The sequence below is a fragment of the Embleya sp. NPDC005575 genome, assembly GCF_040605455.1.
Taxonomy (GTDB): domain Bacteria; phylum Actinomycetota; class Actinomycetes; order Streptomycetales; family Streptomycetaceae; genus Embleya.
Window position 1 is genome coordinate 1 of the sequence record NZ_JBEXCV010000188.1, and the last position, 14,792, is coordinate 14,792.

General features: G+C 71.2%; 14 protein-coding genes and 1 tRNA gene. 7 read left to right on the forward strand and 8 right to left on the reverse strand.

Annotated features, from left to right (window positions below):
• The first annotated feature begins 164 nt into the window (after positions 1-164).
• The 3 genes from ABZS54_RS37355 (at position 165) to ABZS54_RS37365 (ending at position 3,169) form a co-directional block, all read left to right on the forward strand.
• Entirely contained in the window at positions 165-857 is a 693-nt protein-coding gene (locus tag ABZS54_RS37355; protein ID WP_355546411.1) for a pyridoxamine 5'-phosphate oxidase family protein, read from the forward strand.
• A 114-nt stretch (positions 858-971) separates the two neighbouring features.
• Positions 972-2,378, forward strand: coding sequence for a dihydrolipoyl dehydrogenase (gene lpdA / locus ABZS54_RS37360; RefSeq protein ID WP_355546413.1), 1,407 nt, complete (start codon positions 972-974; stop codon positions 2,376-2,378).
• A 284-nt stretch (positions 2,379-2,662) separates the two neighbouring features.
• Positions 2,663-3,169 (forward strand): hypothetical protein, encoded by a 507-nt coding sequence (locus tag ABZS54_RS37365; RefSeq protein WP_355546415.1) that lies wholly within the window; start codon positions 2,663-2,665, stop codon positions 3,167-3,169.
• A 222-nt stretch (positions 3,170-3,391) separates the two neighbouring features.
• Here the strand turns inward: ABZS54_RS37365 and ABZS54_RS37370 are convergent, their stop codons facing one another.
• Genes ABZS54_RS37370 through ABZS54_RS37385 form a run of 4 tightly spaced genes read right to left on the reverse strand, consistent with a single transcriptional unit; the run spans position 3,392 to position 5,735 of the window.
• Positions 3,392-4,108 (reverse strand): HAD family hydrolase, encoded by a 717-nt coding sequence (locus ABZS54_RS37370; protein WP_355546417.1) that lies wholly within the window; start codon positions 4,106-4,108, stop codon positions 3,392-3,394.
• 21 nt (positions 4,109-4,129) lie between these two features.
• A complete protein-coding gene (locus ABZS54_RS37375) occupies positions 4,130-5,107 on the reverse strand; it encodes an NAD(P)-dependent alcohol dehydrogenase (protein WP_355546419.1) in 978 nt (325 codons plus the stop codon).
• Positions 5,104-5,343: a helix-turn-helix transcriptional regulator gene (locus ABZS54_RS37380; protein WP_355546421.1), complete on the reverse strand. Its 240-nt coding sequence runs from the start codon at positions 5,341-5,343 to the stop codon at positions 5,104-5,106. Before ABZS54_RS37380 ends, ABZS54_RS37375 begins: the two co-directional genes overlap by 4 nt.
• The gene (locus tag ABZS54_RS37385) at positions 5,337-5,735 is read right to left on the reverse strand and encodes a hypothetical protein (protein ID WP_355546423.1); all 399 of its coding nucleotides are present in this window, start codon (positions 5,733-5,735) and stop codon (positions 5,337-5,339) included. Before ABZS54_RS37385 ends, ABZS54_RS37380 begins: the two co-directional genes overlap by 7 nt.
• A gap of 281 nt (positions 5,736-6,016) precedes the next feature.
• Here ABZS54_RS37385 and ABZS54_RS37390 point away from each other — a divergent pair, with 281 nt between their 5' ends.
• Positions 6,017-6,685, forward strand: a complete 669-nt coding sequence (locus ABZS54_RS37390) for a tetratricopeptide repeat protein (RefSeq protein WP_355546425.1) — start codon at positions 6,017-6,019, stop codon at positions 6,683-6,685.
• Between the two features lie 146 nt (positions 6,686-6,831).
• Positions 6,832-7,989 (forward strand): amidohydrolase family protein, encoded by a 1,158-nt coding sequence (locus tag ABZS54_RS37395; protein WP_355546427.1) that lies wholly within the window; start codon positions 6,832-6,834, stop codon positions 7,987-7,989.
• Between the two features lie 252 nt (positions 7,990-8,241).
• Here the strand turns inward: ABZS54_RS37395 and ABZS54_RS37400 are convergent, their stop codons facing one another.
• The 3 genes from ABZS54_RS37400 to ABZS54_RS37410 all read right to left on the reverse strand — a co-directional run bounded on the left by ABZS54_RS37400 (position 8,242) and on the right by ABZS54_RS37410 (position 12,065).
• On the reverse strand, positions 8,242-10,539 hold the full coding sequence (locus ABZS54_RS37400; protein WP_355546429.1) for a hypothetical protein: 2,298 nt from the start codon (positions 10,537-10,539) through the stop codon (positions 8,242-8,244).
• 2 nt (positions 10,540-10,541) lie between these two features.
• A tRNA-Arg gene (locus tag ABZS54_RS37405) sits at positions 10,542-10,613 on the reverse strand.
• A 123-nt stretch (positions 10,614-10,736) separates the two neighbouring features.
• Positions 10,737-12,065 carry an MFS transporter gene (locus ABZS54_RS37410; protein WP_355546431.1) on the reverse strand — a complete coding sequence of 443 codons (1,329 nt, stop codon included), beginning with the start codon at positions 12,063-12,065 and terminating at the stop codon, positions 10,737-10,739.
• Between the two features lie 69 nt (positions 12,066-12,134).
• Here ABZS54_RS37410 and ABZS54_RS37415 point away from each other — a divergent pair, with 69 nt between their 5' ends.
• Positions 12,135-12,812: a MarR family transcriptional regulator gene (locus ABZS54_RS37415; protein WP_355546433.1), complete on the forward strand. Its 678-nt coding sequence runs from the start codon at positions 12,135-12,137 to the stop codon at positions 12,810-12,812.
• Between the two features lie 243 nt (positions 12,813-13,055).
• Here ABZS54_RS37415 and ABZS54_RS37420 read toward each other — a convergent pair whose 3' ends face one another.
• A complete protein-coding gene (locus ABZS54_RS37420) occupies positions 13,056-14,213 on the reverse strand; it encodes a methyltransferase (protein WP_355546435.1) in 1,158 nt (385 codons plus the stop codon).
• On the opposite strand from ABZS54_RS37420, the gene ABZS54_RS37425 reads away from it, so the two are divergent.
• Complete coding sequence (locus ABZS54_RS37425) at positions 14,213-14,554, forward strand: hypothetical protein (protein ID WP_355546437.1); 342 nt, start codon at positions 14,213-14,215, stop codon at positions 14,552-14,554. The two genes, ABZS54_RS37420 and ABZS54_RS37425, sit on opposite strands and share 1 nt — an antisense overlap.
• The last annotated feature ends 238 nt before the right edge of the window (positions 14,555-14,792 follow it).

Here is a 14,792-nt window from a genome sequence, read left to right on the forward strand (position 1 = left end):
ACCGCGTGTCGCGAGGCGATCGGGGTACGGCGGGCGCGGTCGCGGCGCAGGGTGAGGCGATCGGGGTGACGGCGGGCGCGGTCGCGGCGCAGGGTGTTGTCGTGGCGCGCCGCCGATCGGCGCAATGCCCACCGAAACCGGCTCGCGGGGAGTGGGCTGGTGGGATGACCGAGGAGACTGCGGGTACCATTCGTCCATCCATCGATGCGCTGCCCGGCCGCGTGGCGGCCCGGCGCCGCGAACTCGGGCTCTCCGTCGAGGACATCGCCCACCGTGCGGGATTGCCCGGAGCATGGGTGAATTCCGTCGAGAGCGGATCCACCCCACCGTCCGCGCCGGCGCTGTCCCGACTCGCCGACGCGCTCGAAACCAGCGTCGACGACCTGCTCTCCGCTTCGCCGGCCGGCTTCACGCACCGGATCCCGCCCCGCCCCCCGGGTCAGGAGCCGGGCCCGGGGCGGGAGTTGGTCGAGATGAACGACGAGGAGTGTCAGGCCCATCTGCATCTGCAACTGGTCGGCCGGATCGCGGTGCCGTACGGGCCCGACCCGTTCGTGTTGCCGGTCAACTACGTGATGCTCGGCCGCGACGTGATGTTCTGTACGGCCGCCGACTCGGTCCTGGCCCAGGTCGAAGGCCCGGTCCTGTTCGAGGTGGACGAGATCGTCGACTCGGCCCGGATCGGCTGGAGCGTACTGATCCGGGGCACGGCGGAGCGCGACCGGGATCCGACGGACGCCCCGCCCGCAGCCGAGGGCCCGTGGCCGGCCGGCCGCCGGGACGTCTGCATCCGGATCCGGGCGGAGCGGGTGACGGGCCGGCGGGTGCGGCCGGTGGTGGGGGAGGAGGCGGGGTAGCGAGACGGGTCACCGACGGCCGGTCGCCGGTCGCCCGTGGACGGGCGTTCGCATGTCCATCGCATGTTCCGGCCGCTGCGCCGGCATCGGCGCCGGCCGCATATCGTGTGGATCATGAGTACACACTTTGACGTCGTTGTCCTGGGCGCCGGTCCGGGCGGATACACCGCAGCGGTTCGCAGCGCGCAGCTCGGGCTGCGGGTCGCAGTCGTCGAGCAGAAGTACTGGGGCGGCGTCTGCCTGAACGTCGGCTGCATCCCGTCGAAGGCACTGCTGCGCAACGCGGAACTCGCGCACATCTTCACACAGGAGGCCAAGACCTTCGGGATCCGCGTCGAGGGTTCGGTGACGTTCGACTACGACGCCGCGTTCAAGCGCAGCCGCAAGGTCGCCGACGGCCGGGTCAACGGCGTGCACTACCTGATGAAGAAGAACAACATCACCGAGTACGACGGGCACGGCTCGTTCGCCGACGCGCACACACTGGACGTCTCGCTCACGGCCGGCGGCGTCGAGACCGTCACGTTCGACCATTGCGTCATCGCGGCGGGGGCGTCCACGCGCCTGCTGCCGGGCACCTCGCTCAGCAAGCGTGTGGTCACCTACGAGGAGCAGATCCTCACCGACCGGCTGCCGGAGAGCATCATCATCGCGGGCGCCGGCGCTATCGGCGTCGAGTTCGCCTACGTGCTGCACAACTACGGCGTGAAGGTGACCATCGTCGAGTTCCTCGACCGCGTCGTCCCGCTGGAGGACGTCGAGGTCTCCACCGAGCTTGCCAAGCGCTACCGCCGGTTGGGCATCGAGATCCTGACCGGCACCCGGGTCGAGTCGATCGACGACAGCGACCCGAACGCCAAGGTCCGGGTCACCGTCACCCGCGACGGACAACAGCAGGTGTTGGAGGCCGACAAGGTCCTCCAGGCGATCGGCTTCGCCCCGCGCGTGACCGGCTACGGCCTGGAGACCATCGGCGTGCGACTCACCGAGCGCGGCGCGATCGACGTGGACGGCCGGGGCCGCACCAACATCCCGCACATCTACGCGATCGGTGACGTCACCGCGAAGCTGATGCTCGCACACGCGGCCGAGTCGATGGCGATGATCGCCGCCGAGACGATTGCGGGCGCCGAGACGATGGAACTCGACTTCGTGATGATCCCGCGCGCCACCTACTGCCAGCCGCAGATCGCCAGCTTCGGCTGGACCGAGGCCCAGGCCCGCGAGCAGGGCTTCGACGTCCAGGTCGCCAAGTTCCCCTTCACCGCCAACGGCAAGGCGCACGGCCTCGGCGACCCGGTCGGCTTCGTCAAGGTGATCAGCGACCGCACCCACGGCGAACTCCTCGGCGCCCACCTGATCGGCCCCGAGGTCACCGAACTCCTCCCCGAACTCACCCTGGCCCAACAGTGGGACCTCACCGTCCACGAGGTGGCCCGCAACATCCACGCCCACCCCACCCTCGGCGAAGCCGTCAAGGAAGCCATCCACGGCCTCGCCGGCCACATGATCAACATGTGACGCACCGGCGCCCCGCCTGCGACGCGGTGCGCCGGGCTACCGGGAGGGCACATTCAGGCACTCCGATCGATCTCGGTCGTCGATCGCGTCTCGAAGGCGCGATCGACGACCTTCGCCGCTTGGCAGCGCCTCCCCGATCCGCTGACATCGTCGACATCAGGCCGTGTGCGGCGAGCGGTCGGCGGGCGTGGTCGTTCGGCAGAATCCGGCAATCCTCCAGGTTGCGCCGCCGACTTCACATGGTGACACTGACATCACTCAGTGTATTCAACCGGGAGGAAGTCATGGTTGCGTCCAACCCCTCCGACGGGCCTACTTATAACGATGCGAGGCTGTTGATTCAGCTGTACGACATGGCGAGAGACGGCTCGATCCGGCGGGGGTTTCTCTGGTATCTCGATCATTTCAAGGAGGGTACGGATCCCTCCACGGTCGATTACGAAGCCATTCGTGCCCGCAATCCCCGGATTTCCGACGGGTATGACGCCTGGACATCCGTCGCATCGTTCTTCGAGACGACCGGGGTGCTCGTTCGCAACGGCGTTCTCTACGGGGGCCTGGTCTACGAGAGGTGGCCCGTCGAGTGGTACTGGCGCTACCTCGGCCCTCTTGTGCAAAAGGAGCGCGCCATTGGGCAGGTATGCGACACCGGTTGTTTCGGCGATAACTTCGAATGGCTCGCCGAGCAGGCCAACGCGTGGCGGAGGAGTGACAAGGCGAAATCCCGCTGGCTGTCCTGGCGATCCGCCGGGGCGGAATCGGGGGCCGACCCGCCGCCGGTACCGAGCTGAGACGCTCGCGCAAGCCGAGTTCATGGCCGACTCGCAGGCGTCCTGGGGCCTGGACGCGGCGGGCGACGCGGTCTCCGCGCCGGCTTGGCGGACCCAAGTCGTCCTGGTACCTGGTGGCCACCGAGGACCGTGTATGGCGTCGCGGCGGTCGACCCCCACGCAGGGTCAGCCCAGCAGTATGGGTGGCATGACCACGAAAACCGATGTGCCCCGGTGCGGCTCTCAGCCCCCACCGCGAGATCCCGACAACCCGCCTGCCGCGCACGGCAGTTGAGTCTGCGCGCCACCGGACGCCAGGATTTCGAACGCACCCGTCACGTCGGTGACCCGATGGTCCGGTGGATCCATTCGCCCGGTCGGCCACTCCGCGATCCGCTGTACCCAGATCGTCGTCAATCCGGCCGCTCTCCCGCCGCCGATGTCGGCGACCGGGTCGTCCCCGACGCACCAGCCGCCATCGGCGAGGGAGAGCCCGCCACACCGCGCGGCGGCGATCTCGAACAGCCTCGGATCGGGCTTGCGCACACCCTCCTGCTCGGAGACGGCCCACCCGTCGACGTGCGCGGCCAAGCCGGTGTTGCGCATCGTGGCCACCTGTTGGGACGGATGGCCGTTCGTCACCACGCCGATCCGCCGGCCGGACGCCCGCAAGTCCGCCAGGGCGGTCAGCACTTCATCCCGACACCGGGCCAACTCCGCCATCCGGGCCCGGTACGTCGAGCACAACGCCTCGACCGATTCCGGCAGCCGAAATCGGCTGCGCACGCCTGCGAAGAAGCGCTCCCGAGGCACGAAACCGTCCCCGTCCACCGATGCGAGCCACCGCACAGCCCCGTCACCGAGACGGCGCTCGACGGCGAACTCCGCCGACCATCGCGCGAAGGTCGCGGATCGATCGATCAAGGTGTTGTCTAGATCGAAGAGCACCAGCAGTCGCATTCGAGGCCTCCCGCGCATCCGTCACGCCACCGTCGCCACGACCTTCCCACGCGCACGACCTTCATGGATGTACCGAATCGCCTCGGGGATCTCGGCAAGGGCATACGTGCGATCGATGACCGGCGTGAGCCTGCCGTCCTTGAGGTACTCCCGCAACAGGGCCAGATCCTCGGCCCGTTCGGTGGAGACCACCCCGCGCAGCCGGTGCCCTACGAACGGGCCCAGTGCCAGCGCCCGGAGCATGCGGTCGACGCCGCCGAACCAGCGCTCCTTCGTTTCGCTGCCGACGATGACCAGGGTCCCCTTCGGGGTGAGCGCTCGCCGAAGCAGCCCGACCGGGCGATTGCCCGCGGTGTCCAGGATGAGGTCCCATCGCCGTGTCCCGTCGGCGAAGTCCTCGCGCGTGTAGTCGATCACCTCGTCCGCGCCCAGCGAGCGGACCAATTCGACCTTGCCCGTGCTGCACACCCCGCTCACGTGCGCGCCGAACACCTCGGCGGCCAGTTGCACCGCGAACGTGCCGACGCCGCCCGCCGCGCCGATGATCAGGACGCGCTGCCCCGGCCGTACCCGCCCGCTGTCCCGGAGCGCCTGGAGCGCGGTGAACCCGGAGGTCGGTACGGCCGCCGCCTGGACCGAGTCGAGGTTCGCCGGCTTCAGGGCGAGCCTGCTCTGCGGCGTGCACGCGTATTCGGCGAAGGAGCCCCGACAGGTGCCGAACACCTCGTCGCCCGGCCGGAATCGGGTGACATCGCGGCCCACCGCATGCACACTGCCCGCGACATCCATGCCCCGGACGCGGTCCTTGGGCGCGCGAAGGCCGTAGCCGGCGAGCCGAAGCAGGTACGGCCGGCCCGTCACGAGGTGCCACACGCCCGGGTCGACGCCGGCCGAGTGTACCCGGACCAGGACGTCGTCGTCGCCCACCGCGGGTTGCTCGACGTCGGTGAATCGCAGCACATCGAGCGGTCCGTATGCGTCCTGAACGAATGCCTTCACGGCGTCTCCCCTCCTGTTTCCGGGTATTGGAAAACCTCGTCGAGTGGTACGCCGAAGACCCGGGCGATCAGGAAAGCCATCTCCAAGGACGGCGAGTAGCGGCCCTGTTCGATGGCGATCACGGTCTGGCGGGTGACGCCCACGCGCTCGGCCAGTTCGGCCTGGGTCATCTCGCCGTGCGTGAAGCGCAGGGCGCGGATCGTGTTGGTGACTCTGGTCGGTGGCTTCTTCACCATGGTTGGAAGCCCCGGCGGTAGGCGACGATCCGCGTTCCGGAGCCGAGGATCGCGGACAGCACGAACGCCAGGTAGATCGTGTTGGCGATCCAGAAGTGGTCGAACTCGGCGAGTGCCATGGCCAGCGCCGCCACGGCGCCGACCACGACGAACGATTGACCGACGAACTCGGCGAACCGGCCGATCTCCCGGTCGCGTTGGTCTTTTTGGTTGGCGCCCTCGGGGGAGACGATCGACACCACGATGTGCAGCACGATCGCCGCCAGGATCGCCGCGCCGATGGTCCACAGCAGGGTCGACGCGTACGACACCTCGGCGAGTGGGGTGTCGCCCGCCCGCCCGAGCACGAGGGCGAGATAGGTCGCGTACGCGCAGATCGTGACCACTGCCATGATCCATGCACGTTTTTCTTCGAAGGCCACGCCGCGGCTCCCGGCTCAAGCATGGTGGACATGGATGTAAAGCCATGCGGACACGAGTCAATGTAAAGCAAAGCTGACACCAGGTCTAGTATTCTTTACATCGGCCGGTCGTCTCGGAAGACCACCCGTTGCCGTGCCCGCCGCTAGACTCGCCGCTCGGACGGCTCGGACGGCTCGGATTCGGGCGGGGCGCCGTTTCGCTGCGGTGCGCCGTGCCCGACGGGCGCGGGAATCGGGTGGCTGGAGCGACGATGGGCGCGGACGAACGCATCGAACGGGCCGGGCAGCTCTACGAACGGGCGGTCTTCGGCGGCGACCCGGCCGGGTTGCCGGTGGCAGATCGGGAACTGGACGCCGTGGAGGCGGACTTGGCGCTTGCCCGCGGCCGGGTGGCGCACGCGCGCTTCCTCGCCGATCGCAGCGCCGAGGACCCGCGTGAAGCGGCCCTGTCCGAGCGGGCCGCGGAGCTCTACCGCTCGCTCGACGACGCGCGGGGCGAGGGCGAAGCGCTGTTCTGGGTCGGCACGTTCCATCAGGTGGTCCGGGGCGACCACACATCCGCGCTGCCCGCGCTGGAGCGGTCCCTGGAACTGGCCACGAGCGTCGACGACAGGCTGACCATGTCGTACGCGCTGCGCCACCTGGGCATCGCGGCGCACATGGCCGGCCGACTGGACGTGGCGCGCGTGCGGTTGGAGGAATCGGTGCGGCTGCGCCGCGAGTTGGGCTTCTTGCCCGGCGTGGCGGCCAACATGGTCGGGCTCGCGTACATCGCGGCCGGCCAGGACCGCCGTGAGGACGCGCGGGCGCTGATCGAGGAGGCGGGCGCGATCGCGAAGACCGCCGGCGCCGAGGGCATCGTGCGCTCGGTCGAGCAGGCCCGTTCGGACCTCGCGGGCGACGTGCTCCCCTCGCCCTGAGGCCATCGCCGAGCCTTTGCGCCCTGAAGCGCGCCCGCCGCCCGAGCCCGCCGCACCCGATCGCGGCGGCGGACTCATGGCCGCGGCCCGATCCCGGTCAGGCCGTGAGCGGCTGCCGCGGGTTCCGGACGCGGCAGGATGGGCGGATGGGACGTTTGGTGTTGCGGGCCGGATCAGTGCTGGACGTACGCTCCGGCGAGCTCGGCGTGGCCGATGTCGCGGTCGCGGGCAGTCGGATCGTCGCGGTCGGGACCGGCCTCGACGGGGACGAAGCAGTCGACTGTGCGGGGCAGTTGGTGGTACCCGGGTTCATCGACTGTCATACACATGTGTGTTTGACCCAGACGCTGCGGGATCCGTTCGGACTGCCGCGCTCGGTAAGGCCGTTGTCGGCGGTACCGGTACTGCGCACGCTGTTGCAGCTCGGGGTGACCACCGTGCGCGATGCCTGGGGCGCCGATGCGGGCGTGCGGATGGCGGTCGAGCGGGGGTGGGTCGAGGGGCCGCAGGTGTTGATCAGCGTGCGGCAGGTGTGTACCACCGGCGGGATCGGTGACCACTGGACGCCCCGGGTGGGCGCGGTGGACTTCTTCGCCGACCCGGCGATGCCCGATCCCGTCTTCGACGGCCCGGATGCCGCGCGTGCCGTGGTGCGGCGGATGGTGCGGGCCGGGGCGGACTGGATCAAGGCGACGCCGTCGGGGTCGATGGCCTTCGGGCGAGGCGTGCACGACGTGCAGTTCACCGCCGGCGAGATGGCCGCGCTCGTCGACGAGGCCGCCCGGCTCGGCGGACGCGGCGTCATGGTGCACGCGCACGGGGCACGGGCGGCGGAACTCGCGGCCCGCGCGGGCGCGCGCAGCGTCGAACACGGCACCTGGCTCGACGACGCGGCGGTGGGCGCGATGGCCGAGCACGGGACCTGGCTGGTGCCGACGCTATCGTGTACGCAGACTGACCCCGCGGGGGCGCCCGAGGGCGCGGCCGAGGCCCACCGGCACGCGGTCGGCCTGGCGGTCGAGGCGGGTGTCCCGATCGCCATGGGCAGCGACAACCCGGTTCGGCCGCATACCGAGGTGCTCCGCGAGATCGAGCACCTGTCCCGGACCGGACTGGGTCCCGCCGGCGCCTTCCGCGCGGCCACCCACGACGCGGCGCGGCTGCTCGGCCTCGCCGACGACCGGGGCGAGATCGCCGTCGGCAAGCGCGCCGACCTGGTCCTGCTCGCCGACACCGCCCTGGATCCGACCGCGCTGGACCGGCGCATCCGAGGCGTATGGCGCGACGGAACCCGGGTTTGTTGACCCGGCCCACCACCGCCGGCGCCCGCGCCGGGCGGTGTGCCCGGTGCGCGCGCGGACCCGCCGGCCGGCCCAGCGTCTCGGCCCACGCCTGACCTACGCCCGCGCCCGCGCCGAATCGCCTCCTGGCCGCACCCCGAGCCGAAGCGCACACACGAAGCCGATCGCACACTCGGTCCGCGTTCGCTCCCCGGCCCGCGCCGTAGCCCGCCCCGCCCCGCCCTGCCGCGACCGACCCCTCCCGGCACGTGGCTGCTACCTCGCGCTCATCCAATGTCCCCCGGTGGCCCAACCCACCAGGCGTCGGCCCGCCTGGTTCTCCAGCGTGCCGCGGGCGTTGAATCGGCCGCCGGCCGCGACTGCGTGCAGCCCGTACAGCACCGGTGTCAGCCGCTGCCGCACGTGGCCCGGGTGTCGGGCCGCCTCCGTGTCCAGCCAGGACAACGCCTCGGCCCGCTCGGCCTCGGTGCACATCGACAGGTGGAACACCGTCTGCCGCCACCCGTAGGCCGCGTCCTTGATCGTGCTCAGCGGTTTCGGGTTGCCCTGCACGCGAGCCGTCAAACGGCACACGATGGTGAACGAACGCCGGGCCAGGTCGGGCCAGTTCGGCGCCACCTCGACCGGTCCGGCCAGCGCTGCGAGATTGTGCGTGGTCAGAATCTGGGACTGCTCGATCACCGTGCCGTTGGCCGCAGGCGACCAACGGCTCCCGGCGCCGCCGCGCGCCCGGCACAGCTCGCCGAACCGGGAGACCGGCGCCGCGTCGTACGTGCGCCAATCCGCGTGGCCCCCGACCGACGCGCCGATCGCGGCGTAGTCGATGTCGAAGTACCGCTCGTACAGCGACCCCTCCAGGAGCCGACCGGCCAGCACCGCGGCCGCCAGGTACTTCCGCGAGAACCGGCCCATGAAGATGTCGGCCGCCAACTCCTCGACCCACGGCACCCGCAACCGGGCGTTGTCGGAGAGCGCGGACAACTGGCTGATCAGCGGATTGGGCAGGATGGTCGCCGGGAAGCCGTCGAGTGCGAGTTCGCCCAGGTGGGCGAGCACCGTACGGGCGTTCTCCCGGGCCTCGGTGCCCGCCTCGTGATACCCCGATACCGCCGCCACCCAGGGCAGTTCCTCGATCCGGACCTGATGCTCCAGGTTCAGCAGCAACAGCGAGCGCCGGTTGCGGAACGCGCGATGATTCGCGGTCATCAGTGTCCGCAACATGGCCTCGGGATACACCTGAGCCGTGGTCGAGGCGACCAACTGCGGTACCAGTTGGGCCAGTACCTCGGCCGAGGGCACGATGCCGCGATCGATCAGCGTGCCGATCGGCGCGCTCAGCGCACGCTCGACCGACTTCCGGATGGATGGCGGGATTTCGCTGCCCGCGGGCACTTCGCTCCGATGCTGCTCCGTCTCGGTGACCGGTTCCACCAACGCGTCGGTGTCCGGCGTGCCGGAGTCCTGCGGGAGGTCGGCCAGTCGTCGCACCACCACCCGGGCCAGTTCGTGGTGCGCGGGCAGCGTCGCGACGGCGGCCTGGCGCTCGCGCAGTTCGGCGTGCCCGGTCGAGCCCGGCAGGCCTCGCCGGCACACCATCGAGTCGACCGCGTACTGCAACATCCCGCGTCGGCGCGCGTCGAGCGGGCGAGCGGCCACCGTGTCCGCGAGTGCGACGCGCAGGATGGCCTGGTTCTCCTTCGGCCTACGGTGCTTGCCGCACAGCCGATGCTCGGCGGCGAGCACCTTGTACCGGGCCAGCAGCTCGTGCCCGCGCCGGTGCCAGTCCCGGTCCGGGACGCGGGAGAACACGCGACCCGAGTCGACCTCGGTGGTGTCCAGCCACAACGCCAGGAGTTCGTCCGCGAACGGGTTCCAGACGGTGAGCGCCTCGCGCATCGCCTCGACCGCCCGCTTCGGCCTCCGCTTGGCGAGCTCGTCGCGTGCCTGGCCGACCGTGCTCCGGTAGGCCGTGGTCGCATCCGCAGGCGGAGTCGACGTGGGCCGCGGCGCGAAGCGCAGCCGATCCGCGAACGGGTCCATGGTTTCCAGGAGTCGCAGCGCGGCGGCGCGGTCGCCCGCCCACGCCAGCCAGGCCACCACCGGCAGCGCGGCCTCCTCGGGCACGGCCACCTCGTAGCGACCGTGCTCCAGCGCCTCGGTCAGCTCGGCCAGGCCCGCGTCGGTGAGGTGATACTCGAACAGGGCGCGCCGGTCGGCGGGGACGCCCACCCGGCTCGCGGTCTCGATCTCGTGCGGCAGCAGCGGTCCGCCCGCGCACGCCTCGCCGGTGGCGAAACCGCCGCGGACCACCTCGGGCGTCACCCAGGCGGGAAACTCGGCCGTCGGTGTACGCGAACCCACCCGTAGGGATCCGCTTGTGACCCCGCGCAGTACCCGACCCCAGCGCTCGACCCGGCGCTCGGCGCGTTCGCGAGTATCCGTGTCCTCGTGGCTCGCGGCGGTCCGGAGTGCTCGGGCCAATTGCCGATCGAGGTACTCGTGGCCGACGGTCGCGGGCGAAATCCCCTGGCGCTGCTCATCGTTGTCGTTCATAGCCGGCATGGCGGGTGCTGCCCCCGCGCCCTCCGGATCCGGAGTCCGGTGCTCTACTGCTGAGCTACACGCCGTTGTTGTCGCGCCCACAGGCTAGGTGCGGCCGGGGGACGGGGACAAGCACAATATCGACGAGCGCCGGCGGCAGGCGGACCCCGGCGGCACGGTGCGCTTCGTGGAGCCCGACCGGGAAGCTCTCAGCCGGCCCGCTCGGGTTCGGCGAGGGCCGCCCCTCCGGGTTCGGCGACGGCCGTCTGCCCGGGTTCGGCGAAGGCCACCGGGTCCGTCGTGGTCGACGACTTCGCGGGTGTGGGCGGCGCCTCGGCCTCGGCGGCCGGAGTGGCAGGCGACGGGGATTGGATCGCGCGTACGTCCGGCAGCAGCAGCAAACCCGCGTTCGTGGCCACCACGAGCACCGCGCCGACCAGTAGCGGGGTGCTCGTGCCGATACTTGCCGCGACGGGAGCGGCGATGGCCAGGCCCAACGGGCGCGTGGCGAAGGAGATCAGTGTGTCGAACGAGCCGACCCGGCCCAGTGCCTCCGGCGGGATGCGGTGCTGAAGCGTGGTCTCCCACAGCGGGCTCAGCACGCCGAGACCGAACATGGCCACGAAGTAGGCGACGGCGACGACGGTCAGCGGCGCCCGTAGTGCGAGGGCGGCGAGCGGAAGCCCGTACAGGGCGGCGCCGATCGACGTGGCCACCAGTGGGCGGCGCACGGGCAACCGGGACGCGGTCAGGGCCCCGAGCAGCACGCCTGCGGTACCGACCTGGGCGATGATCACCCACGAGCGGTCGCCGCCCAATCGGTCCACCGCGATGATCGGGCCGAGGGTGAGCAGGAAGCCGGCCGCCAGGTGCCATACGCCGTGCGCGACCACATTGGCCAGGAACCAGGGATGGCGCCGGGTCTCCACCCACCCCGCGTGCAACTCGCCCAGGAACGGCCCCTGTTCGCGCTTGCGCTGGACGCGTTCGGGGCGCAGACCGCCGAATGTGGCGGCGGATGCGACGAACAGCACGCCGGTCAGGAGCGAGGACCAGCCGGCCCCGACGGCGAGCATCAGCGTGCCGGCGGCAGCGGGCGCCGCCACCCGGGCGAGGCCCTGCGCCACGCCGAGCCGGGCGTTGACCCGCAGGCGCTCCGACTGGGGCACCACCGCGACCACCAGCGTGTGGATCGGCGAGGTGCCGAACGCGACGGCGGCGCCGGTGAGCGCGGACAGGATCGCCAGGTCCGGGATCCGTGCCGGGCCCGCGAGCAGTTCGGCGCCGATCGCCAGCTGGGCGCAGGCGCGGACCAGGTCGGCGGCCAGGATCACCCGATGCGGCGGGAAGCGGTCGGCGATCACGCCCGCGACCGGGAGCAGGAGCAACATCGGCAGCAGTTCGCAGGCCAGCACCAGGCCCAGATCGGTGCCCGAGCCGGTGTGTACGAGGGCCAGCGTCAGCGTGATGGGAATGAGAGCCGTGGCAAGGGCGGCGAAGGTGCGGCCGAGCAGGAGCCGGCGCGTGGGTGGGGTCATGGCACGAGAATGTATTTCGCCAGCGAATCATTCGTCAACGAAAACTCCGCGACCCAGCATAATGGCCGCATGCGCGGTGAAGGCCGGGAACAGAGACGGGTACGGGACGGTGCCGCCGACGGGCGGGGCGGGCCCGAGGTCGAGGGCGCGGCCGACGGGCAGGGCGCGCCCGATGGCGAGGGCCCGGTGGAGGTGGCGGCCCAAGCCCCAGCCCCAGCCCGGGCCCAAGCCGACGCCGAGCCGGAAGTCGTCGATGCCGAGGATTCCGTCGACCGTCACATCGCGCGCTGGCGGCACAAGGCGCCGTTCGACGAGCGGGTCGAGGGGATCGTCACCCGAATCCAGATGCTGACCAAGCACGTGGCGCAGGTCAAAGGGCGCGCCCTTGCCGAGGTCGGTCTGCAGGCCTTCGAGTTCGACACCCTGCACCGACTGGCCTCGCGCGGGGAGCCCTACCGGGCCACGCCGTCCGAACTGGCCGCAGAGCTGATGGTGTCGCCGGCCGGGATCACCGGCCGGTTGCACACCCTGGAGGAGGCCGGTTCGATCCGGCGCATCCGCGGCACCGACGACCGTCGCCGGGTCGACGTCGAACTCACCGAGCCGGGCCGCGCCCGCTGGATGGCCGCGATGACACTGCTCGACCGCGCCGAGCGCACGATGGTCGGTCCCCTGGACGAGACGGATCAGGACGTACTGATCGCGCTGCTGAAGCGGATGCTGCTGCGCGTGGAGAACACGCGCTGAGACGTGCCGGGGATGCTGTCGCGCAGCCTGGTCGGCCGGGCGGCCCTCGGACCCGAACCACGGTCGCGACGACGAGCGGCTTGTGGTCCGAGCCCGGGTCCCGAGCCCGAGCCCGGGTCCCGAGCCCGAGCCCAGGCCCCGAGCCCGAGCCCAGGCCCGGGACCCGGAGTCCCGGGACACGCACAGGCAGCCGATCCGCGCGTCGATTCCGAGTGCTCCCGGCGCCCCCGGTGCGGCTCTCGGTCAGTTCTTGACGGCCCGCAGCACCACGAACTTCGGGTCACTGGCCACGATGTCGCAGTTGCCGAACAGCCGGCGCAGCTTCACGTGGTAACCCAGGTGCCGGTTGCCGATCACCCACAGCTCGCCGCCGGAGCGCAGCGCCGCGCGCGAACCGGCGAACATCCGCCACGAGATGGCCTCGGTGGTGGCCCGATGGGTGTGGAACGGCGGGTTGTTCAGCACCAGGTCGACGCTTTCGGCGGCCACGTCCGTCAGACCATCGCCCACCGCGAACTCGGCACCGGCATCCGAGCCCAGGTTCTCCTCGAACGTGGCCCGCGCCGATGCCACGGCCTGATGCGACTCGTCCACGAACAACACGTCCGAGCGCGGGTTGGCCAGCATGACCGCGGTGCCCACCACGCCGTTGCCGCAGCCCAGGTCCACCACCCGGTCGCGACCGGTGCGGCGCGGGAGGTTGCGCAGCAGGAAGCGGGTACCGATGTCGAGCCGGTCGCCACAGAAGATGCCCGCGTGGTTGGTGGCCACGATCCCGGACCCCGCACCGACGTCGGCGGGCAGCGTGTAGCTGCGCGGCCAGGGGCTCGCGGTACGCGGGAGGGTGGGGTCGGGCGTGGTGAAGATCAGTCGGGCCTTCTTCACCGCGAGCGAGGTCCGGGTCGGGCCGATGATGCGCTCGAACAGCTTGAGCGTGGAGGTGTGGATCTCCGTGGTCATCCCGGTGCCGACCACGACGGTGTCCGCGTGCACGCTCGGCGCGAGCCGGTGCAGCTGGTCCTCCAGCAGGGCCAGGTTCTTCGGGACCCGGACGATCAGTACGTCGATGCGCTCCGGCGGCGCGTCCCGGGTGGAGAGCAGCTCCACCCAGTCGGGGTCCGCCTCGTTGCGCGCCAAGTTGGCCCGAGTGGCCTCCTGGCCGAGGAAGGAGTCGCTGATCTGTACCGGCCGGGACTCGGCGAGCGCGGTGACCAGCGCGCCCCATCGGTCGCCCACCACCACGACGCTGCCGGACAGATCCGTCGGCTTTTCGTCGTCGATCCCGGCGAGGTGCCGCAGCACGTATTCGTCGGCCGCGTCCCATGCGCGCAGCAGATCGCGGGGATCCTCGGGGTAACGGGTGAGCTCGAACTCGCCGGAAGGCGCAGAGAAACGGTTCATTGTCCACTCAGCCTATCCGGGCCCGGCCCGTCCCCCGGCCGCGCGCCTGTTCGTACCGCCTCCGAGTCCGGGCCGGCGGCGAGCGTCGCACGCGGTGCCGGCAGCGCGATGCCGCCCGCGTCGTCCGGTACCCGGCCATCGGGGCGAACGGTGACGGCTACACGATCGGCGTCGTCACGGCGGTGCCGTTCGTGCTCGTCGTCGGCGTACTCGCCTACCACCGTCTGTGGCGCGACGGCCTGCTTTCGGGGCGTCGACTCCAGCTCGACCCGGTCGCCGGCGCCGCCATCGTGATCCCGTTCGTGGTGCCGGCACCGGCCTTCGGCAAGCTCGTGTTCTGAACGATCGTGCCACGTGTCGGGCTGTCGGTGTCCGTCGGTGTCCGTCGGTGCTCGTCGGCGTTCGTCGACCCGCGTGCGCTGTGCGTCCGGGGGCGCACGGGCCTACCCGCGGATGTCCTCGGGGGTGGGCCCGAATCCGACGGAGCGTCAGCCCGCGTCGTCGAGGCCGAAGCGGCCGGCCAGCTCGGCCCCGGCTCGGCGGAGCCAGTGCGCGGCGTCGGCCTGGGCCGCGGTCGCC